Source organism: Saccharothrix obliqua (assembly GCF_019375475.1).
GTDB classification, from domain to species: Bacteria; Actinomycetota; Actinomycetes; order Mycobacteriales; family Pseudonocardiaceae; genus Actinosynnema; species Actinosynnema obliqua.
The window spans coordinates 147086-170181 of record NZ_JAHXGQ010000012.1; the positions used below are offsets into that span (position 1 = coordinate 147086).

The 23096-nt window shown below is 73.3% G+C and carries 14 protein-coding genes; 10 read left to right on the forward strand and 4 right to left on the reverse strand.

The window, feature by feature from the left end; translation table 11 throughout:
* Positions 1-70: 70 nt before the first annotated feature.
* Complete coding sequence (locus KZQ38_RS37325; RefSeq protein WP_308258675.1) at positions 71-226, reverse strand: hypothetical protein; 156 nt, start codon at positions 224-226, stop codon at positions 71-73.
* On the opposite strand from KZQ38_RS37325, the gene KZQ38_RS30540 reads away from it, so the two are divergent.
* Entirely contained in the window at positions 210-713 is a 504-nt protein-coding gene (locus tag KZQ38_RS30540; RefSeq protein ID WP_308258676.1) for a fasciclin domain-containing protein, read from the forward strand. The genes KZQ38_RS37325 and KZQ38_RS30540 overlap by 17 nt on opposite strands.
* Positions 714-791: 78 nt before the next feature.
* Complete coding sequence (locus KZQ38_RS30545; protein ID WP_219446963.1) at positions 792-1376, forward strand: hypothetical protein; 585 nt, start codon at positions 792-794, stop codon at positions 1374-1376.
* Here KZQ38_RS30545 and KZQ38_RS30550 read toward each other — a convergent pair.
* On the reverse strand, positions 1283-1828 hold the full coding sequence (locus KZQ38_RS30550) for a hypothetical protein (protein WP_219446965.1): 546 nt from the start codon (positions 1826-1828) through the stop codon (positions 1283-1285). The genes KZQ38_RS30545 and KZQ38_RS30550 overlap by 94 nt on opposite strands.
* Positions 1829-2575: 747 nt before the next feature.
* On the opposite strand from KZQ38_RS30550, the gene KZQ38_RS30555 reads away from it, so the two are divergent.
* Positions 2576-3757, forward strand: coding sequence for a hypothetical protein (locus tag KZQ38_RS30555; protein WP_219446967.1), 1182 nt, complete (start codon positions 2576-2578; stop codon positions 3755-3757).
* 59 nt (positions 3758-3816) lie between these two features.
* Here KZQ38_RS30555 and KZQ38_RS30560 read toward each other — a convergent pair whose 3' ends face one another.
* Positions 3817-5256 (reverse strand): MFS transporter, encoded by a 1440-nt coding sequence (locus KZQ38_RS30560; protein WP_257902578.1) that lies wholly within the window; start codon positions 5254-5256, stop codon positions 3817-3819.
* Between the two features lie 152 nt (positions 5257-5408).
* On the opposite strand from KZQ38_RS30560, the gene KZQ38_RS30565 reads away from it, so the two are divergent.
* Entirely contained in the window at positions 5409-6314 is a 906-nt protein-coding gene (locus tag KZQ38_RS30565; RefSeq protein ID WP_219446969.1) for a helix-turn-helix transcriptional regulator, read from the forward strand.
* Between the two features lie 126 nt (positions 6315-6440).
* Here KZQ38_RS30565 and KZQ38_RS37330 read toward each other — a convergent pair whose 3' ends face one another.
* The gene (locus KZQ38_RS37330; protein WP_219446971.1) at positions 6441-6680 is read right to left on the reverse strand and encodes a hypothetical protein; all 240 of its coding nucleotides are present in this window, start codon (positions 6678-6680) and stop codon (positions 6441-6443) included.
* Between KZQ38_RS37330 and KZQ38_RS30575 the strand changes: the two genes are divergently transcribed.
* From KZQ38_RS30575 to KZQ38_RS37335, 6 genes are all read left to right on the forward strand, one after another.
* A complete protein-coding gene (locus tag KZQ38_RS30575; RefSeq protein ID WP_372452306.1) occupies positions 6598-8097 on the forward strand; it encodes an outer membrane protein assembly factor BamB family protein in 1500 nt (499 codons plus the stop codon). The genes KZQ38_RS37330 and KZQ38_RS30575 overlap by 83 nt on opposite strands.
* Positions 8098-8745: 648 nt before the next feature.
* Positions 8746-11487: an ATP-binding protein gene (locus KZQ38_RS30580; RefSeq protein WP_219446989.1), complete on the forward strand. Its 2742-nt coding sequence runs from the start codon at positions 8746-8748 to the stop codon at positions 11485-11487.
* A 252-nt stretch (positions 11488-11739) separates the two neighbouring features.
* Positions 11740-13071, forward strand: coding sequence for a crotonyl-CoA carboxylase/reductase (gene ccrA, locus KZQ38_RS30585; RefSeq protein WP_219446991.1), 1332 nt, complete (start codon positions 11740-11742; stop codon positions 13069-13071).
* 16 nt (positions 13072-13087) lie between these two features.
* Entirely contained in the window at positions 13088-14077 is a 990-nt protein-coding gene (locus tag KZQ38_RS30590; RefSeq protein WP_219446993.1) for a 3-oxoacyl-ACP synthase III family protein, read from the forward strand.
* Complete coding sequence (locus KZQ38_RS30595; protein ID WP_219446994.1) at positions 14074-14937, forward strand: 3-hydroxybutyryl-CoA dehydrogenase; 864 nt, start codon at positions 14074-14076, stop codon at positions 14935-14937. Before KZQ38_RS30590 ends, KZQ38_RS30595 begins: the two co-directional genes overlap by 4 nt.
* A 10-nt stretch (positions 14938-14947) precedes the next feature.
* On the forward strand, positions 14948-23059 hold the full coding sequence (locus KZQ38_RS37335) for a type I polyketide synthase (RefSeq protein ID WP_308258677.1): 8112 nt from the start codon (positions 14948-14950) through the stop codon (positions 23057-23059).
* Positions 23060-23096: the final 37 nt, after the last annotated feature.

A 23096-nucleotide genomic window follows, 5' to 3' on the forward strand; every position in this document is an offset into this window, starting at 1 on the left:
AATTCCGCGTCTTCGACCAATCCGGTGGCCGACCGGTGCCGAATCACCCGTGACCGTTCGACCACAGTCCTCATAGGAGTGATCTCCCCATGCGCAGCACCCGCTTGGCGATCGGTGTTCTGGCCTCGGTCCTGGTATCCGTCGCAGCGTGCGGCAGCAGCGAGTCCGCTTCGAACACCGCGGCCACCACCACCACCAGCAGCGCGGCGATGAGCGACGGCGTCACCAGGACCGGCGACGTCTTCGGCGCCGGTTGCGCCAGTCTCCCCAAGGAATCCGGCAACGAGGGTTCCCTCGACGGCATGGTCGACGACCCGGTCGCCACCGCCGCCGGCAACAACCCGTTGCTCACCAAGCTCGTCACCGCCGTGAAGGCCGCCGGTCTGGTGGACACGCTCAACAAGACCGACGCCAAGTACACCGTCTTCGCGCCCTACGACCCCGCTTTCGAAGCCCTCGGCCAGGACGCGCTCAACGCCGTGCTGTCCGACAAGCCCAAGCTCACCACCATCCTGACCTACCACGTCGTGCCGCAGCGGATGGACCGGGACGACATCCTGGCCACCGCCACCCTGCCCACCGCCCAGGGCGGCACCCTCAAGGTCGCGGGCTCCGGCGACAACGTCACCGTCAACGGCAGCAAGGTGTTGTGCGGCAACATCCCGACCGCCAACGCCACCGTTTTCGTCATCGACAAGGTCCTGATGCCCTAGCTCGGCCTTGCCCCGTGAGGAGAGGAATGAACGATGACCGGTTTCACGAGCAAAGCGACCCGCGCATCGGTTCCGGTGATGGCACTGGGGCTGGTGCTGACCGCGCCCGCGGTGGCTTCCGCGGGCGACCGCGCTACCACGGTCGCCACCGTGCACCTCAGGCAGCTCAACGACAGCGGTGCCTCCGGGCGTGGCGCCCTGGTCCTGCGCGGCAACCAGGTCGAGATCAGCTTCCGGGTGCGCGGTGTGCTGGCCCGCGCACCGCACGCGCAGCACATCCACATCGGCGCACAGGGCCGTTGTCCCTCGCAGGACGCCGACACCAGCGGTGACGGCATCGTCAACACCACCGAGGGCCACCCGTTCTACGGCCACATCGGCACTTCGCTGACCACGAGCGGGGACACCAGCCCGGCCAGCGGCCTGGCCGTCGACCGCTTCCCGACACCGGACGGCTCGACCTACGAGTACCGCCGGAGCATCGCGGTGACCGCCGACGTCGCGACCGACATCCGCAACGGCAAGGCGGTGCTGGTCGTGCACGGCATCGACCCCAACCACAGCGGCACCTACGACGGCAGCGCCCCCAGCGACCTGGACCCCTCCCTGCCCCTGGAAGCAACCTCACCCGCCGCCTGCGGCCCCTTCCGCCTCGTGAGGTGAGCCGACCGGCCCGACCCGCTCACGCGCGTGAGCGGGTTCCGGGCGCTTTCGTCGCGCGGGACCGGGGAGGCGTCCGGGTCGACCGGTTGTCGTCCCGCCGGGGGCGTCGGCTCGTGTCCGCCGGTGCGCAGCCCGAAGTCGATCACGTCCACCGCGCCGTCCTCGACCTCGGGCGGCACCTCGGCGTACTGCTCCAGGTGGGCCACCACCTCGCCGGGCGCCCTGGACACCTTGCGCAGCGCCTCGGCCGGCGGCGCGCATGTGTTGCGCCACAGGAGGAAGTCGGTGCGCGCCGGCAACGCGGCCTCACCGGCGCCCGCGTTCAGCCCGACCCGGGCGATGAACTCGGCGAACCGCTTCACCGGGGGCGCGATCGGGGCCTCCCGCATCTCGTCGGCCGACAGGCCGACCGTCCGCGCCACGTCCTGCGCCAGGAAGCGGCGCGCCCTCATCAGGGCGTCGGCGACGCAGTCGGGCCGCCCAGTTCCGGCTGGCCCAGCAGGCCCGCAGCGCGCGCGGCGGGGGAATGCCCACCGCGACCATGTCCACGAACTCCCGCCAGTTGTCGGTGTGCGGGAACACGCTGGCGTTAGTGCCGAAAGCCAGGGTGACGGGGCTGGCGGCCAGGCACCGGGCGGATGTGCGGAGCCGGTCGAGGAAGTGGATGCATGGCGTGCAAGGTCGGCACGAGGTACACGGCGTGTTCCACGGACCGCACCCCGGCGCGCACCGCCGCGTCGTTGAAGGCGTGCACCGCGCAGGGCAGCCCGAGGTCCCGGCCGCGCCACCAACGCGTCCATCTCGTGCTGTTGGTAGGTGACCGCGTCCGGATCGTCCACCGGCGAGGTGAACCCGCCACTGGCCGCGAACACGCCCATTGCGCCCCGGGCGGGAACTGGTTGCTCGGAGCTGGGCTCTGCCGCCCGATCGGGTTCGCCACCCTGCCGCTCGCTCTGTCGACCGGTGGTTCGTGCCGGTCGGTCGACGCGCGGTCCCACGTGAGTCGGCCCCGTCAGGCGTCCCGGTATGTCGTGAGTCCTGTTTGGACAGTCCTCGAAGGAGGCCGGTGGTGCGACAGCCCCACTCGGATTCCACGTCACCGGTCCCGTTCGCCCCGGCGGTGCGACCGTCCGGACGCCACCGCATGACGGCATGTGGTTGCTGTCGGGGTTCGCGTGCCGCGGTTAGCGTTGGGTGCCATGCATCGACAGTTCAGCGTTCTCGCCGCCGTCGTGCTTGTCCTGACGGCGGCGCCCACCGGTGCCCTCGCGGCCGGCTCGGTCGCCGGTGTCGACCTCGGCGTGCTGCCCGGGGGCTCGTCCAGCCAGGCCGTCGCCGTCAACGACAACGGGGTCGTGGTCGGCTTCTCCAACACCGAACCCCGGTCACCGAAGCACCGGGCCGTGAAGTGGGGCGCGGACGGCAAGCCCGTCGCCCTCGACCTGCTGCCCGGCGAGTCGCAGAGCCGCGCGAGCCAGATCAACGACGACGAGGTGGTGGCCGGGGTCTCCTACGACGATCAGGGTTACCCCACGCCGGTCCGCTGGGACCGTGCCGGGCGGGTCACCGAACTACCCCTGTTGCCGGGCCACACGTCGGGCGTCGTCACCGCGCTCACCCGGTCGGGCACCGTGCTGGGCCGCTCGTACAGCGACGACGTCCCGCACCTGCACCGCGCCGTGACGTGGAGCCCGTTCACCGAGCTGGCGCCGCTGCCCGGCGACACCGAGACGTGGGCGGAGGCGATCAACGACAGCGGTCAGGTGGTCGGGCGCTCGACCGGCGGTCCGCTGGGCGACCGCCCGGTGGTCTGGGCCGCGGACGGCACGCCGCGGCTCCTCACCTCCGCGCTGGGCGACCGGGGCATCGCGTCCGGCATCAACAACGCGGGCCACATCGCGGCGACGTTCTACGGCGCCGACGGGCTCTCGCACCCGTTCGTGCTCGTCCCGGGCGGGACCCCGTTCTCCTGGCGGGGCACCCCGCTGCCCGAGCCCGGCCGGGGCACCCGCACGTACGACATCGGCGAGGACGGCACGGTCATCGGCGAGTTCTGGCCGGGTTCGTTCTCGGAAGGCGGGCGGTGGGCGGCGGGCAGCCACCGGTGGGACAGCCTGACGTCCCGCACCCACCCGCTGTCGGTCAACCGCGCCGGCATCGTCGTCGGCCCCACCAAGTCCGGGCCGTACTACCGGGCCCGCGCGTGGGCCCCGGGTGACACCGCGGGCGTCGACCTGAGCCCGGTGTGGCGGGACTGGGCCGGCGCCTCCCGGATCAACAACCACAACCTGGTGGTCGGCCACTCCTACGCGGACGAGGACCGCAACACCCACGCGACGAAGTGGCAACTGCCGCTACCGGCGACTGACCGGTTCCGGTGACGCAAGAGCGGGGTGGGCGTGATCGCCCACCCCGCTCCACCGTGGTGCGTGGGGCGCGTCTACTCGGCGGTCCGCTGCGTGGGGGTGCGCAGGAAAACCGCGATCAGGAGCGCCGCGACCACGCACAGGACGGCATCGACGCCGATCGCTGTGCTCACGCCGCGCAACACGGTGTCCGGGGTCTCGGCGCCGAGCGACGTCACCGTCGCGGTGAACACGGCGCTGAGGATCGGGATCCCGAGGGTGATGCCGACCTGCTGGGTCATCGTGGTCAGGCCGGTCGCCAGGCCCTGCTCCCGGTCGGGCAGCCCCGAGGTGCCGCTGACCATGAACCCGACGATGGGCAGCAGGTTCGCCCAGCCGCCGACCAGCGTGGCGACCATCAGCAGCACGACCCACGACGACGCCGTGCCCAGCAGGACCAGCACGCCGGTGGCCGCGGCCTGGACCACGAAGCCCACCACGATGAGCTTCTTCACCCCCAGCCTGCCGAGGATCTTCGCCGCCGTCACGCCGCCGATGAACGCGCCGGCACCGAGCACGACGAACGTCAGACCGGCCTGGAGCGGGTTGTAGCCGAGCACCTTCTGGAGGTACAGGGTGAGCAGGAAGATCAACCCGGTCTGCGTGACGAACGCGAGCAGGCCGGCCGCGTTGCCCCAGCCGATGTTGTTGCGCCGCAGGATCGCCACCGGCACCAGCGGCTCGGCGACCTTGCGCTCCACCACCCAGAAGACCGCCAGCAGCACGACGCCCGCGACGAGGCTGAGCAGGGCGCCCGAGTCGCCCCACCCCTTGACGGCCGCCTCGGTCAGGCCGTAGATGATCGCCAGCAGGCCACCGGTGACCAGGACCGCGCCGGGCACGTCGAGCGAACGCCGCTCCTCACGGGTGTCCTTGGCCAGCACCGTGGGTGCGAGCACGAGCACGAGCACCGCGACCGGCACGTTGATGAAGAACGCCCACCGCCAGCTGAGCAGGTCGGTCAGGACGCCGCCGAGGATGGCGCCGGTGGTGAACCCCGCGGCGGCCAGGGAACCGTTGAGCCCCAACGCCTTCGCGCGCAGCGGGCCTTCCGGGAACGAGGTGGTGAGCAGCGAGAGGGCCGCCGGCGTCACGGCCGCGGTCGCCAGGCCCTGGGCCACGCGGGCGATCAGCAGCATGGTCGGGGACGTCGCCACGCCGCCGACCAGCGAGGAGACGCCCAGCAGCAGCATCCCGGCGAGGAAGAGGCGACGACGCCCGAACAGGTCGGCGATGCGGCCGAACAGCAGGGTGAACCCGGCCGCCGCCAGGGCGAAGCCGGTGGCGATCCACTGGAGGTTCTCCAGGGCGAACCCGACCTGCTGCCCGATCGTCGGCAGCGCGACGTTGAGCACCGAGAAGTCGACGGCAAGGGTGAAGTTGGCGGTGAGGAGCAGGATCAGCGTGAGACGTTGCCGCCGCGTCATCCGCGTCGCCGACTGCTCACCGCCGATCGCCTGATCGACGCTGGACATGCTGTGGTCTTCCTTCCGGACGCGGAACCCCTGGTGTGATCACTCTTGGGGTGGCGCGCCCGGACAGCCAGCACCCGGGTCAGGGTAGTCACCGGCTGCCTAGCACTGGCAGGGATAGCCAGTGGAGAGCCACCAAGGGGAGGATGGGGCCCATGGAGGACAACACACCACTCGGCGAGTTCCTGCGCAGCAGGCGCAGTCGGATCAAGCCCGAGGACGTGGGGGTCACTTCGTACGGGCAGCGCCGGGTGTCGGGCTTGCGGCGCGAGGAACTGGCCCAGTTGGCCGGGGTCAGCGTCACCTACTACACCCGGCTCGAACAGGGCCAGAGCACCCGCGCGTCGGAGTCCGTGATCGAGGGGCTGGCCCGCGCGCTGAACCTCACCGACGACGAGCGCGCGCACCTGCACAACCTGGCCCGTCCCGCGCCGGAGCAGCCGCGGCGGCCCGCGCGCCCGGCGATGGCGTCCAAGGGCGTCAAGGCGCTGCTGGCCGCGCTGGGCGACGTGCCCGCGCTGGTCATCGGCGTGCGGCACGAGGTGCTGGCCTGGAACCGGCTGGGCCACCTGCTGCTGGCCGGGCACCTGGACTTCGCCGCGCCGGACCGGCCGAGCGACCGGCCCAACCTGACCAGGATGTTGTTCCTCGACCCGCACCAGCGCGAGCTGTACGCCCGGTGGGAGCAGGAGGCCAAGTGCTCGGTGGCGGCGCTGCGGCTGGTCGTCGGCGCGCACAAGGACGACCGGGAGCTGGCCGACCTGATCGGCGAGCTGTGCGTGAAGAGCCAGGAGTTCGCGACCTGGTGGTCCAAGCACCCGGTGGCCAGCCACGTCTCCGGCAGCAAGCGCTTCCAGCACCCGGAGGTGGGCGAGCTGGAGCTGCGGTTCGAGACGCTGCTCATGCCCGACGGCTCCGACCAGCGCGTGCTGATGTACCACGCGGAGCCGGGCAGCTCCGCCGAAGCGGGCATCCGGTTGCTGCGCGACAGCGCCGACTTCGTCAAGCGGGCGGAGCGGGTGGTCGAACGCGCCGCGGGTCGGCGTGACTCCGGTGCGTAGTCGCGGAGACCCGGCGCGTCGTCAACCCCCAATGGACCCCGCAATCACACCCCGAAAATAGGGGTATCCGCCGACCAGGTCGCCCGAGTTAGGCTCGGCGCGCCCCGATACGAGTTGGCCGGGTGATCATTCCCGCTCATCTTCGGGCGCTCCGACCATTCCTTCCGAGCCTGAGGCGGGGAACGACATGGTATTCAAACGGCTGTTGGCCGCGGTCTGCGCCGCAGCGGTGACAGCGGCGACCGCGGCGGCGCCGGTGTCCGCCGAACCGGCCGCCGGCAGTGTGGCCGCGACGACGGGACATCGCGGACGAATCACCCCCGGCAGCGTTTCGAGACTCAAACCGAAATGGGTTTTCACTGCCACCGGAGACGTGGCGGTGACGCCCGCCGTACGTGACGGGATCGCCTACTTCACCGACTACGGCGGCTACGTGTACGCGGTCGCGGTGGCGACCGGGAAGCAGCTCTGGAAGGGCTTCGTCCCGGATTACACGGGATCGCCGAACGCGATCGGGCGCACCAACCCGGTCATCGCCGGCGACCTGCTCGTCCTGGGCGACAACCACAGCAAGTGGCAGCCGCACCGGGGCGCGCACCTGTTCGCAGTCAACCGCTGGACCGGCCGGCTCGTCTGGAACACGCAGGTGGAGTCGCACGGCGCCGCCGTCATCACCGCCGACCCGGTCGTGCACGGCGGCGCGGTCTACGCCGGGGTGTCCTCGATCGAGGAGGGCTACGCCGCCAACGCCGGCTACGCGTGCTGCACGTTCCGCGGCAGCGTCGTGTCGGTCGACCTGAAGACCGGCCGGAAGAACTGGCAGACGTACACGCTGCCGGAGGACCTGGTCGCGGCGTGCGGCGAGGACGACTGCGGCTACAGCGGCAACGCGGTGTGGTCCAAGCCGGTGGTCGACCCGGCGACGGGCTCGCTCTACACCGCGACCGGCAACAACTACACCGTGCCCGACGCGGTGGAGGACTGCGTCAAGGAGGCGCTGGCGAAGAAGGAGTCGTTCGACCATTGCAGCGACCCGCGCGACCTCCAGGAGACGGTCCTGTCGCTCGACCTGCGCACCGGGCGGATCAAGTGGACCCACCGGGTGTCGGGCTACGACGCGTGGATCGTGACGTGCCCCGGCAAGCCGGTGCCGTGGTGCCCGGACCCCGGCGGCGAGGACTTCGACTTCGGGTCCGGGCCGGACCTGTTCCGGGTCGACGTCGGCGGCAGGCCGACGACTGTGGTCGGGGTCGGCCAGAAGAGCGGCGTCTACTGGGCGCTCAACGCCGCTGACGGCTCGCTGGTGTGGAAGACGCTGGTCGGACCGGGTTCGATCCTCGGCGGGATCATGTACGGCACGGCCGTCGACGACCGGCGGATCTACGTGCCGATCGGCAACGTCGACCGCAAGCCCCACGTGCTGGAACCGTCCGGGGTCACCACCACCGGCGGGTCGTGGAGCGCGCTGGACAAGCGGACCGGCCGCATCCTCTGGCAGACCGCCGACCCCGGTCCGCGGGTGCCGTTCGTCATGGGCGAGCCGACCCTGCACAACGGGATCGTGTTCACCGGGTCGCTCGACCCCGACAAGGACAACATGTACGCGCTGGACGCCCGCACGGGCCGAATCCTCTGGGCCTTCCCCAGCGGCGGCTCGGTCGGGCGCGGACCCGCCGTCGCCGACGGCGTGGTCCTGTGGGGCTCCGGCTACACGCTCGCGCAGGTGCTCTTCGGCGGCAGGTCCAACAACAAGCTGTTCGCCTTCACGGTGGACGGCCGCTGACCGCACACCCCACGCCGGCCCGGTGCACCCGCATCCGATCGACCCGGATCCGGACACCGGGCCGGCGGTCGTGGTACCAGTCCCATTCGGTGTCTATGTGATTGTCGTCACACTACGGGTCGGGCGGTCACCCCGCGGTCACCCGTGGAATCGCTTGTCACCGCGTTTCACGGGTGTAACGCGGGTTCGCTCTCCGTGTTCAGCGACGCCGATCCGGTGAATTGTTGTGCCACCTCGCGTGAAATTCCGCGGTCACCCGGACGGTCGAGTGGGGGAACGGCTTGCCAGGTCGCGCGCGGCAGATCGCCCGGGGAGTGTTCCCCGGGCCCGTCCCGGATCATGATCGAATCGACTGGCCGGATCTTTTTTGTAGTTCTTCAAGTTTATCGCATCACGTATTCCGGCGCTTTTGTGCGGAATCGCGAAGTGCTTGTCCGGCGACCACTCGGGTCCCTCCTGAGGTGGGTCGACGGCGTTGCGTGCCCGCCGGAGTCCGTGTCACGATCGACCTGGGTGGCATTCGGGACTTGTACGAATGGGTTCACCCTACTGGGGAGTACCGAGCCGTCACGCGTCCCCACGTTCATCGGGAGGGGTGCGCGTACCGAGTACGAGCGGCCGGTGCATTGTTACGGGGGGTAACGACGAATGCTGGTCGAAAGAGGCGGTCAGTTAGCGGCGCTGGAGCGCATGTTCGCCGAGACCGTCGAGGGCAGGGGCCGCGTCGCGGTCGTCCGCGGCCCGGTGGCGAGCGGCAAGACGGAACTCGTCCACGCGTTCGCCGAGCGGGCCACCGCCGCCGGCGCGTTGTTCGTCGAAGCGGTGGCCTCCCGCAGTGAGCAGGCGGTGCCCTTCGGGGTGCTCGGCCAGCTGTTCCACGGCCTGTCGGTCTCCTGCCCCGATGTGGGCGGGGTCGGCGACCCGCTCGACCGGGACCTGGTGCGGGCCGTGGTGAACGGCGGCCCGCACGCCGCCGACCAGGTCTACCCGAACACGATCCACAAGCTCGGCATGGTCCTGCTGGCCGCGGTCGAGCACAGCGCCCGGCCGCTCGTGATCGCCGTCGACGACCTGCACCACGCCGACCCGCCGTCGCTGCTGTGCCTGTCGTCGCTCATCCGCAGGCTGCGGTACGCGCGGGTCCTGTTCGTGCTCACCCAGTCCGTGCACCCGCTGTCGATAACGTTGTCGTCCTTCGAAGCCGAGCTGCCGTCCGAGCCCTGCTGCGTGCGCGTCCCGTTGGAGCCGCTGTCCCGCGAGGGCGTCCGCGCCCTGCTCGGCGAGCGGTTCGACGCGGCCACGGCGAGCCGGCTCACGCCGGCGTTCCACGAGATCACCGACGGCAACCCGCTGCTGCTCCGCGCGCTGGCCGACGACCACGAGGCCGGTACCACCGAGGCGTTCGGCCGCGGCCTGCTCAGCTGCCTGTACCGGTACGGGCCGCCCGTGGTCCGGCTCGCCCGCACGGCGGCGGTGCTGGACCGCCCGGTCGACTCCGTGCTGGTGCGCGAGGTGGCCGGCCTGGACGCGGAAACCCTGACCAGGGCCGCCGCCGCGCTGGAGGCCGCGGGCCTGCTCGTGGGCCGGCGGCTGCGGCACCAGTCGGTGCGCACCGCGGTCCTGGGCACGACGCCGCCCGGCGAGGTCGCGGACCTGCACTGGGCGGCGGCCGAGGCGCTTTACAAGGAGGGCGCGCCCGTCGTCGAGGTGGCCGAGCAGATGCTGGCGGCGCAGCGGTCCAACGCCTACGCGATCCCGGTGCTGCACGAGGCCGCCGAGCAGGCGATCGCGGCGGGCCGGGTCGAGCGGGCACGCGACTACCTGCGGCTCGCGCGGCAGGGCGACGCGGTGGCCGACGAGCGGCAGCGCGCCACGACCACGGCGCTGCTGGCGCGGGCGGGGTGGCAGGTCGACCCCCTGGTGGGCATCCGGCACGCGCGCGCGTTGGACTGCGAGGTGCGTGCCGGGCACCTCACCGGCAGGCACGCGCTGGTCTCGGTCGGCGCCCGGTTGTGGTTCGGCCAGTTCACCGAGGCGCGGACGGCCCTGCACCGGACGGCGGCCACGGCCGGACCGACCGACGAGACCTACGCGCACCTGCGTGCGTACCGGCTGTGGGCGCGGTCGCTGCACCCGGAGGGCGACTGGGCGGCGGCCGGCGAGTCACCCCTCGCCGCGGTCGAGGCGGCCCGCAACCTCGGTCTCGACGCCGCGGCCATGGCCTACGACCTGCTCGTGCGGGGGCACGCCGACCCGGAGTCGGTCGCCGCGGCCGAGCGGGCGCTGCGCACCGGGCGGCTGGACGAGCAGACCGTGGCGTTGCTGCTGACCGCGCTCGTGGTGTTGCTGTCGGCCGACCGGCTGGCCGCGGCCGAGCGGTGGTGCGACCCGCTGCTGGCCGACGCGGAGGCCCGCGGGTTGACCTGCTGGCACGCGTTGTTCTGCGCGGTGCGGGCGGACATCGCGCTGCGCCGGGGTGACCTGCCGCTCGGCGAGGTGTACGCGCGCACCGCGCTGGAGGTGATGTCGCCACGCAGCTGGGGTGTCCTCCTGGGTTACCCGGTGGGGGTGTTCCTCCAGGTGAGCCTGGCGCTGGGGAAGTGGGAGCAGGCCGCGGCGCAACTCGACGTCGTCGTGCCCGACGGGATGTTCGAGACACCCATCGGCGTGCACTACCTGCGGGCGCGCGGTCGCTTCCACCTGGCCACGGGCAGCCTGAAACAGGCGGTCGACGACCTCACGGCCGTCGGTGAGCTGATGCGGCGGTGGGACGTGGAACTCCCCGCCCTGGTGCCGTGGCGCACCGACTTGGCGATGGCGCACCTGCGACTGGGCGACCGGGAGCGGGCGACCGCGCTCGTCCACGAGCACCTGGGCCGGTGCCGGGCGGAGGACGCCCGGCAGCGCGGGGTGGCGTTGCGGGTGCTCGCGCTGTGCCTGGAGCCGGGCGCCCGGCTGGAGCCGCTGACCAGGGCGGTGGACGACCTGCGCGCGGCCGGCGCGCGGCTCGAACTGGCCTACGCCTTGCGCGACCTGGGCGCCGAGTACGAGGCGCACGGCCGGTCCGCGGACGCCCGGAGGGTCCGCGACCACGCGCAGGTGCTGGCCGAGGAGTGCGGCATCGCGGAATCGGTGCGGTCGCCGCAGTGGGCCGTCGCCGTGCCGCAGGTGCGCGAGGCGGTCCAGCCGCGGCCGGCGCGGCTGAGCGAGGCGGAGTCGCGGGTCGCCGTGCTCGCGGCCGACGGGTACAGCAACCGGCAGATCGCGCAGAAGCTGTTCGTGACGGTCAGCACCGTCGAGCAACACCTCACCCGGGTGTACCGCAAGCTGCGGGTCACCCGTCGCACCGAGCTGGCACGTCGCCTGCCCGTCGACTCCGGACTGCGCTGAGCCCGTCCTCCCCTCCACCACCCGGGGCCTGGCCGCCGCCCTCGGTGGTGCGCACGGCTGCCGCCGAGCCGTGTGTCCATTCAGGACTGGAGCGTGCGCCCGATCGCGGGGTTTAGGGGTCCGGCTGGGGTTGGCCCCCGCCGGGGTTGGCCGTAGCTTCGTTGGCAGGCAAGCACTTCCGCGCGGCGTCGAGCAGATCCCCACCTTCCGCGACCGCCGCTGCCGCGCGTGCATCCCAGGGGGAGATCACACATGGGTTCGTTGGCTGAAGTCGTTGTCTCGGGTGGCTCCCCGGAGGAGCTGGAACGCGCCGCGCCGCCGGTCGACTACCTCGCGGCCCACACCCGCGTCGAGGACGTGGACATGTTCCGCGGCGTGGCGGACAAGGACGTCCGCAAGTCGCTGCGCGTGGGCCGGGTGCCGATGCCCGAGTTGGCGCCGGACGAGGTGCTGGTCGCGGTGATGGCCGCGGCCATCAACTACAACACCGTGTGGTCGGCGACGTTCGAGCCGGTGCCCACGTTCGGCTTCCTCAAGAAGTTCGGTGCGCAGGGCGGCTGGGACGCCCGCCACGACCTGCCCCACCACGTGCTCGGTTCCGACGCCGCCGGCGTGGTGGTGTGGGTCGGCGCGGGCGTGCGGCGGTGGCGGGTCGGCGACCACGTGGTGGTGAGCTGCGTCCAGGTCGACGACCAGGAGCCGGCGACCCACGCGGACGGGATGCTCGGCTCGGGTCAGCGGATCTGGGGCTATGAAACGAACTTCGGCGGGTTGGCGCACTACGCCGTGGTGCGCGCGAGCCAGCTGCTGACCAAGCCCGCGCACCTGACGTGGGAGGAGTCGGCGTCGACCATGCTGACCGCGTCCACGTCGTACCGGATGCTCGTCGGTGACAAGGGCGCCCGGATCAAGCTCGGCGACGTGGTGCTCATCTGGGGCGCCACGGGCGGGCTGGGCGCGTTCGCCGTGCAACTGGTGAAGAACGCCGGTGGTATCCCGGTCGGCGTGGTCGGCTCCGCGGACAAGGTCGCGGCGGCCCGCCGGCTCGGCTGCGACGTGGTGGTCAACCGGGCGGAGCTGGGCCTCGGCGGCTCCGCCGAGCCCGCGCCGGAACGCGCCGTCGAGCTGGGCAAGGCGCTGGGCCGGGTCATCCGACGCGAGGTCGGCGAGGACCCGCACGTGGTGTTCGACTTCATCGGCCGCGCCACCTTCGGCATCTCGGTGTTCGTCGTCCGGCGCGGCGGCGTGGTGGTCACCTGCGGCTCCAGTTCCGGCTACCAGCACCGGTACGACAACCGCTACCTGTGGATGAACCTCAAGCGGATCATCGGCAGCCACGCGGCCAACTACCAGGAGCAGTGGGAGTGCAACCGCCTGTTCCGGCTGGGGAAGCTCGTCCCCGCGCTGTCCGCGGTGTACCCGCTGGAGGAGGTCGGCGAAGCCGCGCGCGTCGTGCAGACCAACCAGCACTCCGGCAAGGTCGGCGTGCTCTGCCTGGCACCCGGTGAGGGCCTGGGCGTCACGGATCCCGCGCTGCGCGAGGCGATCGGCGCGGATCACCTGAACCCGTTGCGCACCAACTGAAAGGGGGAGCGGAGCAGTGGCAACGCATTCCGTCGGCATCCTGGCGACCGGGTCGTACCTGCCCAAGGACGAGGTGACCAACGACGAGGTCGCCGCCCGCGCGGGCACCACGGCCGAGTGGATCGAGCGCAAGACCCGGATCCGCACCCGTCGGTACGCCGCACCGCACGAGGCGACCTCGGACCTGGCGGCCCGCGCCGCCACCGAGGCCCTGGACTCGGCACGCGTCCCGGCCGAGCGGATCGACTACCTGATCGTGTCCACGTCCACCGGCGACTCACCGCAGCCGCCGACCTCCTACCTGGTGCAGGACCTGCTGGGCGCGCACAACGCGGCCTGCTTCGACGTCAACGTCGTCTGTAGCGGTTTCGTCTACGCGCTGGAACTGGCGCGGGGACTGGTCTCGCTGCGCCCGGACGCGCTGGCGCTCGTGGTCGCGGCGGACGTCTACTCGCGCATCCTCGACCGCACCGACCGGCGCACGGCGGCGTTGTTCGCCGACGGCGCGGGCGCGGCGCTGGTCGGCGGGGTCGCCCACCCGTACGGGATCATCGACGTCGACCTGTCCAGCCTGGGCGTGGCGAGCAACCTGATCCGCGTGGAGGCGGGCGGCAGCAGGCGGCCCGCGTCGCACGAGACCGTGGACGACGGCGGTCACCACTTCAAGATGGACGGTCGCGGTGTCCGCGACTTCGTGGCGCGGCACGTGCCCGGCGCGTTGCGCAGGCTCGTGGACCGCGCCGGCGCCGACGTCGACCACTTCGTGCCGCACCAGGCGAACGGCGTGATGCTGACCGATCTGGTGGAACAGGCGGGTCTCACCTCCGCGCACACGCACCGCACGGTGGAGAAGTACGGCAACGTGGGCAGCGCCTCCGTGCCGGTGACGCTGGACGACGCCAACCGCGCCGGGTTGCTCAAGGACGGCGACCTCGTGCTCCTGGCCGGGTTCGGCGGCGGGATGGCGATCGGATCGGCCCTGCTGCGCTGGGCGGGTGCGGCGTGAGCGCCCGGATCGAGCGGGTGGGCGTCGTCGGGTGCGGCCTGATGGGCGCGGGCGTGGCGGAGGTCTCCGCCAAGGCGGGCCTGGACGTGGTCGTCGCGGTCACCGGACCTCCCGCCGCGGACCGCGGTCGTGCGCGGATCACCGCGTCCCTGGACAAGGCGGTGGCCAAGGGCAGGCTCACCGCGTCCGCGCGGGACGACGCGCTGGGCCGGGTGCGGTTCGCCATCGGGTTGGAGGAGCTGGCGGACCGGCAGCTCGTGGTCGAGGCGGTGCGCGAGGACGAGCCGCTGAAGCTCGACGTGTTCGCCATGCTGGACAAGGTGGTCGAGGACGCCGACGCGATCCTGGCCACCAACACGTCCTCGCTGCCGATCTCCCGGTTGGCGGGCGCGACCCTGCGGCCGAGCCACGTGGTCGGCGTCCATTTCTTCAACCCCGTGCCGGTGCTGCCGCTGGTGGAACTGGTCGGTTCGGTGCTGACCGGACCGGACACCCTCGACCGCGCGGAGGCGTTCCTCACCGGCACCCTGGGCAAGACCGCCATCCGCACCCCGGACCGCGCCGGGTTCGTGGTCAACGCGCTGCTGTTCCCCTATTTGCTCTCGGCGGTCCGCATGGTCGAGTCCGGGGTGGCCACCGCCGAGGTGGTGGACCGCGGCATGGAGCTGGGGTGCGCGCACCCGCTGGGCCCGTTGCGCCTGGCCGACCTGATCGGCCTGGACACCACGGTGTCGATCGCGCGGGCGATGCACGCCGAGTTCAAGGAACCCCTGTACGCCCCGCCGCCCCTGCTGCTGCGCATGGTCGAGAGCGGGTTGCTCGGCCGGAAGTCCGGCCGCGGGTTCTACGAGTACGCATAGGAGACCACCGATGAACCTGGACCAGGCCGTGGCGGTGGTGGGGCTGTCCTGCCGGTTGCCCGGCGCTCCCGACCCGGAGGCTTTCTGGCGGCTGCTGGCCGACGGCGTGGACGCGGTCGGCGAGGTGCCGCCCGGCCGCCCGGAGTACCCGGACCGGTCACCGCGTGGCGGGTTCCTGTCCGAAGTGGACTCTTTCGACGCGGGCTTCTTCGGCATCTCGCCGCGGGAGGCGGCCGGGGTGGACCCGCAGCAGCGGCTCGCGCTGGAGCTGTCCTGGGAGGCGCTGGAGGACGCCGGCATCGTGCCGTCCCGGCTCGGCGGCGTCCGGACCGGGGTGTTCCTCGGCGCGATCTGGGACGACTACGCGCGCCTGGTCCAGGCGGCCGGACCAGAGGCCGTCACCCACACCACGATCACCGGCCTGAGCCGCGGCGTGCTGGCCAACCGGGTGTCCTACACCCTCGGCCTCACCGGTCCGAGCATGGTGGTCGACACGGCGCAGTCGTCGTCCCTGGTCGCCGTGCGGCTGGCGTGCGAGAGCCTGCGTGGTGGCGGGTCCGACGTGGCGCTGGCGGGCGGGGTCAGCCTGAACCTGACCCCCGACGGGTTCACCCTCGCCCGCCGGTTCGGCGCGCTGTCCCCAGACGGCCGCTCCTACACGTTCGACGCGCGCGCCAACGGGTACGTGCGTGGCGAGGGCGGCGGCGTCGTCGTGCTCAAGACGCTGCGCCGGGCCCTGGCCGACGGCGACCGGGTCCACGCGGTGATCCGCGGCGGCGCGGTGAACAACGACGGCGGCGGCGAGACGTTGACCGCGCCGCGCCAGGCCGCGCAGGAGGAGGTGTTGCGGCTGGCGTACGCCGACGCCGGGGTCGACCCGGCCCTCGTGCGGTTCGTCGAGCTGCACGGCACCGGCACGCCGGTGGGTGACCCGGTCGAGGCGGCGGCGCTCGGCGCGGTGCTGGGCGCGGGCCGGACCGAGCCGCTGCTGGTCGGCTCGGTGAAGACCAACATCGGCCACCTGGAGGGCGCGGCGGGCATCGCCGGGCTGCTCAAGGCCGTGCTCTGCCTGCGTGAGCGGCAGGTGGCGCCCAGCCTGAACTTCCGCACGCCCAATCCCGCGATCCCGTTGGCGGAACTGGGGTTGCGGGTCAACGACGAGCTGTCGCCGATCTCCGCCGATCCGCTGTTCGCGGGCGTCAGCTCGTTCGGCATGGGCGGCACCAACTGCCACCTCGTGCTCTCGCCGCCGCCCACCACCACGCGGACGACCGCGGGCGAACCGGTCGCCGCGGTGCCGGTCCTGCTGTCCGGCCGCACCCCGGCCGCCCTGCGGGACCAGGCGGCGCGCCTGGACCGGTGGCTGGGGGAGAACCCGTCGACGGGACTGCCCGACCTCGCCCACGCGCTGGCCACCCGGCGCACGTCGTTCGAGCACCGCGCGGTCGTGCTCGCCGAGGACCACGCCTCGTTGCACGCGGCGTTGGGCGCGGTCACCGGCTCCGCGCCGCGACCCGGCGGGACGGCGTTCCTGTTCACCGGCCAGGGCAGCCAGCGCACCGGCATGGGGCTCGAACTGCACTCGACCTTCGGCGTGTTCGCCGACGCCTTCGACGAGGTGTGCGCCGCGCTCGACCCGCACCTGGACCGGGACCTGCGCGAGGTGGTGGCCACCGGCGACGGCCTGGACGTCACCGCCTACACCCAGCCCGCGTTGTTCGCGTTCGAGGTCGCCCTGCACCGGCTGGTCGAGCACTGGGGCGTGCGGCCGGACTTCCTGCTCGGCCACTCGATCGGCGAGATCGCCGCCGCGCACGTCGCGGGCGTGCTGTCCCTGCCCGACGCGGCGACCCTGGTCGCGGCGCGCGGGCGGCTGATGCGGGAACTGCCGGCGGGCGGCGCGATGGTGTCGCTCCAGGCCGGCGTCGAGGAGGTCGCGCCCACCCTGGTCGCCGGCACCGCCGTCGCCGGTGTCAACGGCCCGGCGGCCACGGTGGTCGCCGGTGACGAGGACGCCGTGGCGTCGGTCGCGGCGCTGTGGCGGGAGAAGGGGCGCAAGACCAAGCGGTTGCGGGTGAGCCACGCCTTCCACTCGCCCCGGATGGACCCGATGCTGGCGGCGTTCCGCGAGGTCGCCGAGAGCCTGACCTACCACCGGCCACGCGTCCCGGTCGTGTCGGCGGGCGACGTGACCTCGCCGGACCACTGGGTGCGTCACGTGCGGGACGCGGTGCTCTTCCTCGACGGCATGCGGCGGCTGGAAGCCGAGGGCGTCACCAGGTTCCTGGAGATCGGGCCGGACGCCGTGCTCAGCGCCCTGGGCCGTGACTGCCTGACCGCGCCCGCGGTGTTCGCGCCCGGCGCGCGGTCGGGCAGGCCCGAGGCGAGGACGTTGCTCGGCGCGGTCGCGACCCTGCACACCGCCGGGGTGGAGGTGGACTGGGCACGCGTGCTCACCGACGTCGGCGGCGGGACCGGGCAGCACGTCGCGCTGCCGACCTACGCCTTCCAACGCGAGCGCCACTGGCTCTCGCCACGCGTCGCCAGGCCCGCCGCGCCCGGAGGGGGCGAGGTGCCGGCCGAGCGCGACGGCCACGAGCCGGCGGACTCCGCCGCGACGGTGGCCGGGCTCGCCGGTGTGCCCGACGCCGAGCGCGGTGGCGGGGAGCCCGCCGCGGGGGCACCCGCGCTCGTCGGGGTGCCCGACGCCGAGCGTGGTGGTCGGGAGCCGGCGGAACCCGCCGCGGGGGTGCTGGCGCTCGCCGGTGTGCCCGACGCCGAGCGCGGTGGTCGGGAGCCGGCGGAACCCGCCACCGGTGTGCCCGGTGCCCAGCGCGGTGGCCGCGAGCCCGCGGAGTCCGCCGCGGGGGTGCTGGCGCTCGCCGGTGTGCCCGACGCCGAGCGCGACCACGTGCTGGACGAACTGGTCCGCACCGAGGTCGCCGCCGTCCTGGAGCACCCCGCGCCCGCGGAACTGGACCTCGACCGGCCCTTCAAGGAACTCGGGTTCGACTCGTTCCTCACCGTGGAGCTGCGGGAGCGGCTGGCCGCGCGGACCGGGCTGCCGCTGCCGTCGAGCTTCGTGTTCGACCACCCCTCCGGTGCGGCGGTCATCCGCTACCTGCGGGGCGCGGGTGACGCCGAGCCGACCACCGCGCCCGCGGTCGTGCCGGACGGCGATCCGATCGCCATCGTGGGCATGGGCTGCCGGTTCCCCGGCGACATCGACTCGCCCGAGCAGCTGTGGCAGGCCCTGGTCGAGGGGCGCGACGTGATCGGCCCGTTCCCCACCGACCGCGGCTGGCCCACCGACCTGTACGACCCCGACGGCACCACGCCGGGCAAGCACCACGTCCGCGCGGGCGGGTTCCTGCGCGGCGCCGCGGAGTTCGACAACGACTTCTTCGGCATCTCGCCCCGCGAGGCCCTGGCGATGGACCCGCAGCAGCGGCTCCTCCTGGAAACCGGCTGGGAGGCGCTGGAGAACGCGGGCATCGCGCCCACCACCCTGCGCGGCACGCCGACCGGCGTCTTCGTCGGCACGACGTTCCAGGACTACGGGCCGCGGCTGGGCGAGGGCGCCGCGAACACGGAGGGCTACCTGATGACGGGCAGCACGCCCAGCATCGCCTCCGGTCGGATCGCCTACGCCCTGGGCCTGGAGGGACCCGCGCTCACCGTGGACACGGCGTGCTCGGCGTCGCTGGTCGCGCTGCACCTGGCGTGCCAGTCGCTGCGTCGCGGCGAGTCCACCCTGGCGCTGGCGGGCGGCGTCACCGTCATGTCGACACCCGGCATCTTCGTCGAACTCACCCGGCAGCGGGCGTTGTCCGCGGACGGGCGCTGCAAGTCCTTCTCCGACGACGCCGACGGCACCGGCTGGTCCGAGGGCGTCGGGGTGCTCGTGTTGGAACGGCTGTCCGACGCACGCCGCAACGGCCACCCGGTGCTCGCGCTGGTGCGCGGGTCGGCGGTGAACCAGGACGGCGCCTCCAACGGCCTCACCGCGCCCAACGGCACGCAGCAGCAGCGGGTGATCCGCCGGGCGCTGGCCGACGGCGGACTCACCGCCGCGGACGTGGACGTGGTGGAGGCGCACGGCACCGGCACCCGGCTGGGCGACCCCGTCGAAGCACATGCCCTGCTCGCCACCTACGGCCAGGACCGCGACCGGCCGCTGTGGCTCGGCTCGGTCAAGTCCAACATCGGCCACACCCAGGCCGCGGCCGGTGTCGCGGGCGTGATCAAGGTGGTGCAGGCGCTGCGCCACGGCCTGCTCCCGCGCACCCTGCACGCCGACCGGCCGTCCGAGCGGATCGACTGGTCCGCCGGCGCGGTGTCGTTGCTCACCGAGGCCCGGCCGTGGCCGCGGACCGACCGGCCGCGCCGCGCCGGCGTGTCGTCGTTCGGCATCAGCGGCACCAACGCGCACGTCGTCCTGGAGGAGGTCGACGAGCCCGACGCGGACCCCGAGCCGGCACACGTGTTGCCGCTCGTCCTCTCGGCCAAGGACCCGGTGGCGCTGGCCGAGCAGGTCCAGCGGCTGCGTGACCGGCCGGTCACGACCGGCGTCGCGCGGACGCTCGCGGTCGGGCGTTCGGTGTTCGAGCACCGCGCGGTGCTCGTCGGCGACACGGAGGTCACAGGCACCGCGCGGCAGCACGGCCGGACGGTGTTCGTCTTCCCCGGCCAGGGCTCGCAGTGGGCGGGCATGGCGGTCGGGTTGCTCGACGCCTCCCCGCCGTTCCGCGAGCGGTTCGCCGAAGCGGCCGAAGCGATCGAGCGGCACGTGGACTGGTCCGTCGAGGACGTGGTGCGCGACGGGCGGTGGCTGGACCGGATCGAAGTCCTCCAGCCGGTGTTGTTCGCGGTGAACGTGGCGCTCGCCGCGCTGTGGCGCTCGTGCGGTGTCGAGCCGGACCTGGTCGTGGGGCACTCCCAGGGCGAGATCGCGGCGGCCTGCGTCGCGGGCGCGCTGGACCTGGCCGACGCGGCCCGGCTGGTCGTGCTGCGGTCCCGCCTGTTCGCCGACGAACTCGTCGGGCGCGGCGCGGTGGCCTCGGTGGCGTTGTCCCGCGCGGAGGTGGCGGAGCGGCTGCCGGACGGGCTGACCGTCGCCGGCGTGAACGGCCCGCGCTCGGTGACCGTCGCCGGTCCCGTCGCGGAGCTGGAGGGGTTCGTCGCGTCCTGCGTCGCCGACGGCGTCCGCGCCCGGGTCGTCGCCGCCACGGTCGCCTCCCACTCGCCGCAGGTGGAGCCGTTGCGCGAGCGGCTGCTCGACCTGCTGTCGTTCGTGTCGCCGCGAGTGGGCGCGGTGCCGGTGCTGTCGACGGTGACCGGCGAGGTGCTGGACGGTTCCGAGCTGACCGCCGACTACTGGTACGAGAACTGCCGCCGCCCGGTCGGGTTCGCCGAGGCGGTGCGCACCCTGCTGGACTCCGGTCACGACGTCTTCGTGGAGGTCAGTCCCCACCCCGTGCTGGTGATGGGCATCGAGGAGACGGCCGGGGGTACACCGGTCCTCGCGGTCGGCACGACCCGCCGCGACGACGGCGGCCCGGCGCGGTTCTGGGAGTCGGCGGCGCGGCTGTGGGTCGACGGCGTCCCGGTGGACTGGGGGCGCGCCCTGCCGCCCGCCCCGATCGTGCCCGCGCCGACCTACCCGTTCCGGCGCGAGCGGTTCTGGCTCGCACCCCCGCGCGGCGGCGTCGAGCCGGCAGCCTCCGGCCTGCACGCGACGGGGCACCCCTTTCTCGGCGTCGAGGTACCGCTGGCCGACGACGACCGGACCGTGTTCACCGGACGGCTCTCGTCCGCCGTGCACCCCTGGCTCCTCGACCACGCGGCCCTGGCCACGGTCCTCCTCCCGGGCACCGGGCTCGTCGAGACCGCCCTCGCGGCGGGTCGGCGGGTCGGCGCCCCGGCGCTGGAGGAGCTGACCCTGGAGACGCCGCTGCTGCTGCCCGAGGGCGGTGTGGCGATCCAGGTGGTCGTGGAGCCGCCCGACGACACCGGTCGGCGAGGGGTGTCGGTGCACTCCAGGCCGGACGGCCAGTGGGTGCGGCACGCGACCGGAACGCTCGCACCGCACGGCCCCGGCGAGCCGCCGACGCCGGCGGAGTGGCCGCCGCCCGGTGCGGAACCGGTCGACCTGACCGGGTGGTACGACCGCCTGGCCGACAGCGGTTACGACTACGGCCCGGCGTTCCGGGGCCTGCGTGCCGCCTGGCGCAGGGGCGACGAGGTGTTCGCCGAACTGGCTCCCGCGCCCGACACCGGGTTCGCGCTCCACCCCGCCGTGCTCGACGCCGCGCTGCACGCGGTCGAACTGGGCGTGCTGCCCCGCTCCGACCGGACGTGGCTGCCGTTCTCCTGGACCGGTGTGCGGTTGTGGCGCGACGCCGCGGCGGCGAAGGTCCGGTTGTCACCCGCGGGGCAGGACGCGGTGGCGTTGCAGGTGTTCGACCGGGACGGCCTGCCGGTCGCGTCGATCGGCTCGCTGGTGCGGCGGCCGGTGTCGCCGGGACAGCTCGCGCCCGCACCGCTGCTGCGCCTGGAGTGGCAGCCCGTGCCGGTCGGCGCGGAGCCGTCGTTCACGGTGCTCGGCCTGGACGGCCTCCCCGGCGTGGTCGACGTGCCGGAGTTCGTGGTGGCGCCGGTGCGGCCGGAACCGGGCGAGGTGCCCGAGGCGGCGCGTGCGACCGCGCACCGCGCCCTCGGCCTGGCTCGCGCGTGGCTGGCCGACGACCGGTTCGCCCGCGCCAAGCTGGTCCTGCTGACCTCCGGCGCGGTCGCGACCGGGCCGGACGACGACGTGCCCGACCTCGCCGCCGCCGCGGTGTGGGGCCTGATCCGCTCCGCCGAGGCCGAGCACCCGGGCCGGTTCGTGCTGGTGGACGCCGACGACCCGGCCCGGCTCGGCGTGGCGCTGGGCACCGGCGAGCCGCAGCTCGCGATCCGTGCCGGCGAGGTCCGCGTGCCCCGGCTGACGCGGGGCGTGCACGCCGCCCGCGCGGTCGAGTGGGGCCCCGACGACACGGTGCTGATCACCGGCGGCACCGGCGCGCTCGGCCGGCTGGTCGCCGGGCACCTGGTCGACCGGCACGGCGTCGGGCGGGTGCTGCTGGCCGGTCGCCGCGGTGGTCCGTCGGGCGGCGCGCTCACCGCGGTGGCGTGCGACGTGACCAACCGCGAGGAGGTCCGTGATCTCCTCGTAGAGCACGCGGTGACCGGTGTGGTGCACATGGCCGGCGTGCTGGCCGACGGGCTGCTGGAGTCCCTGACACCGGACCAGGTGGACGCGGTGCTGCGGCCCAAGGTGGACGGCGCGTGGCACCTGCACGAGCTGACCAAGGACCTCAAGGCGTTCGTGTTGTTCTCCTCGGTCCAGGGCGTGGTCGGCGGCGCGGGGCAGGCGAACTACGCGGCGGCGAACGTCTTCCTCGACGCGCTCGCCCAGCACCGCCGGGCCAACGGGCTGCCCGCGACCTCGATGGCGTGGGGCCTGTGGGCCGAGGGCGGCATGGAGGCGGCGCTGGACGACGGCGACCGCGATCGGCTGCTCCGCACGATCGGCATGACACCGCTGTCCGCCGACGAAGGCGTGGCGTTGTTCGACGACGCGCTGGCCGCCGACCACGCGGTGGTGGTGCCCGCGAAGCTCGACCCGCGTGGTGACGTGCCCGCACCGCTGCGCGGCCTGGTGCGCCGTGCCGCGCGTGCCGAGGCGACCGACGTGTCCTTCGCCGACCGCTTGGCGGCCACGCCGGAGCAAGAACGCGAGCGCGCGCTGGTCGACCTGGTCCGGGCGCTGGTCGGCGAGACGTTGGGGCACAACGGGTCGGTGGACGCCCGCCGGGGCTTCAAGGAACTCGGGTTCGACTCGCTGACCGCGGTGGACCTGCGCAACCGGCTCAACCGGGCGACCGGTCTGCGGCTGCCCGCCACGGTGGTCTTCGACCACCCGACACCGGCCGAGCTGGTGGGCCGGCTGCGGACCGAGCTGTTCGGCGTGCCCGAACCGGTGGCGGAGGAGGAGCCCGCGGTCGTCGTCGGCGACGAGGACCTGATCGACGCGATGGACGTGGACGACCTGATCCGCCTGGCGCGGGACGGGACCTGAAGGGGGACGAGGCATGGCCGGCACACCGGAGGCGGTG

Coding starts and splice junctions, on each gene's coding strand:
- KZQ38_RS30540 (WP_308258676.1), top strand. CDS start 210: ATGAGCGACGGCGTCACCAGGACCGGCGACGTCTTCGGCGCCGGTTGC.
- KZQ38_RS30550 (WP_219446965.1), bottom strand. CDS start 1,828: ATGAGGGCGCGCCGCTTCCTGGCGCAGGACGTGGCGCGGACGGTCGGC.
- ccrA (WP_219446991.1), top strand. CDS start 11,740: ATGGGTTCGTTGGCTGAAGTCGTTGTCTCGGGTGGCTCCCCGGAGGAG.
- KZQ38_RS30580 (WP_219446989.1), top strand. CDS start 8,746: ATGCTGGTCGAAAGAGGCGGTCAGTTAGCGGCGCTGGAGCGCATGTTC.
- KZQ38_RS30555 (WP_219446967.1), top strand. CDS start 2,576: ATGCATCGACAGTTCAGCGTTCTCGCCGCCGTCGTGCTTGTCCTGACG.
- KZQ38_RS37335 (WP_308258677.1), top strand. CDS start 14,948: ATGAACCTGGACCAGGCCGTGGCGGTGGTGGGGCTGTCCTGCCGGTTG.
- KZQ38_RS30560 (WP_257902578.1), bottom strand. CDS start 5,256: ATGTCCAGCGTCGATCAGGCGATCGGCGGTGAGCAGTCGGCGACGCGG.
- KZQ38_RS30565 (WP_219446969.1), top strand. CDS start 5,409: ATGGAGGACAACACACCACTCGGCGAGTTCCTGCGCAGCAGGCGCAGT.
- KZQ38_RS30545 (WP_219446963.1), top strand. CDS start 792: ATGGCACTGGGGCTGGTGCTGACCGCGCCCGCGGTGGCTTCCGCGGGC.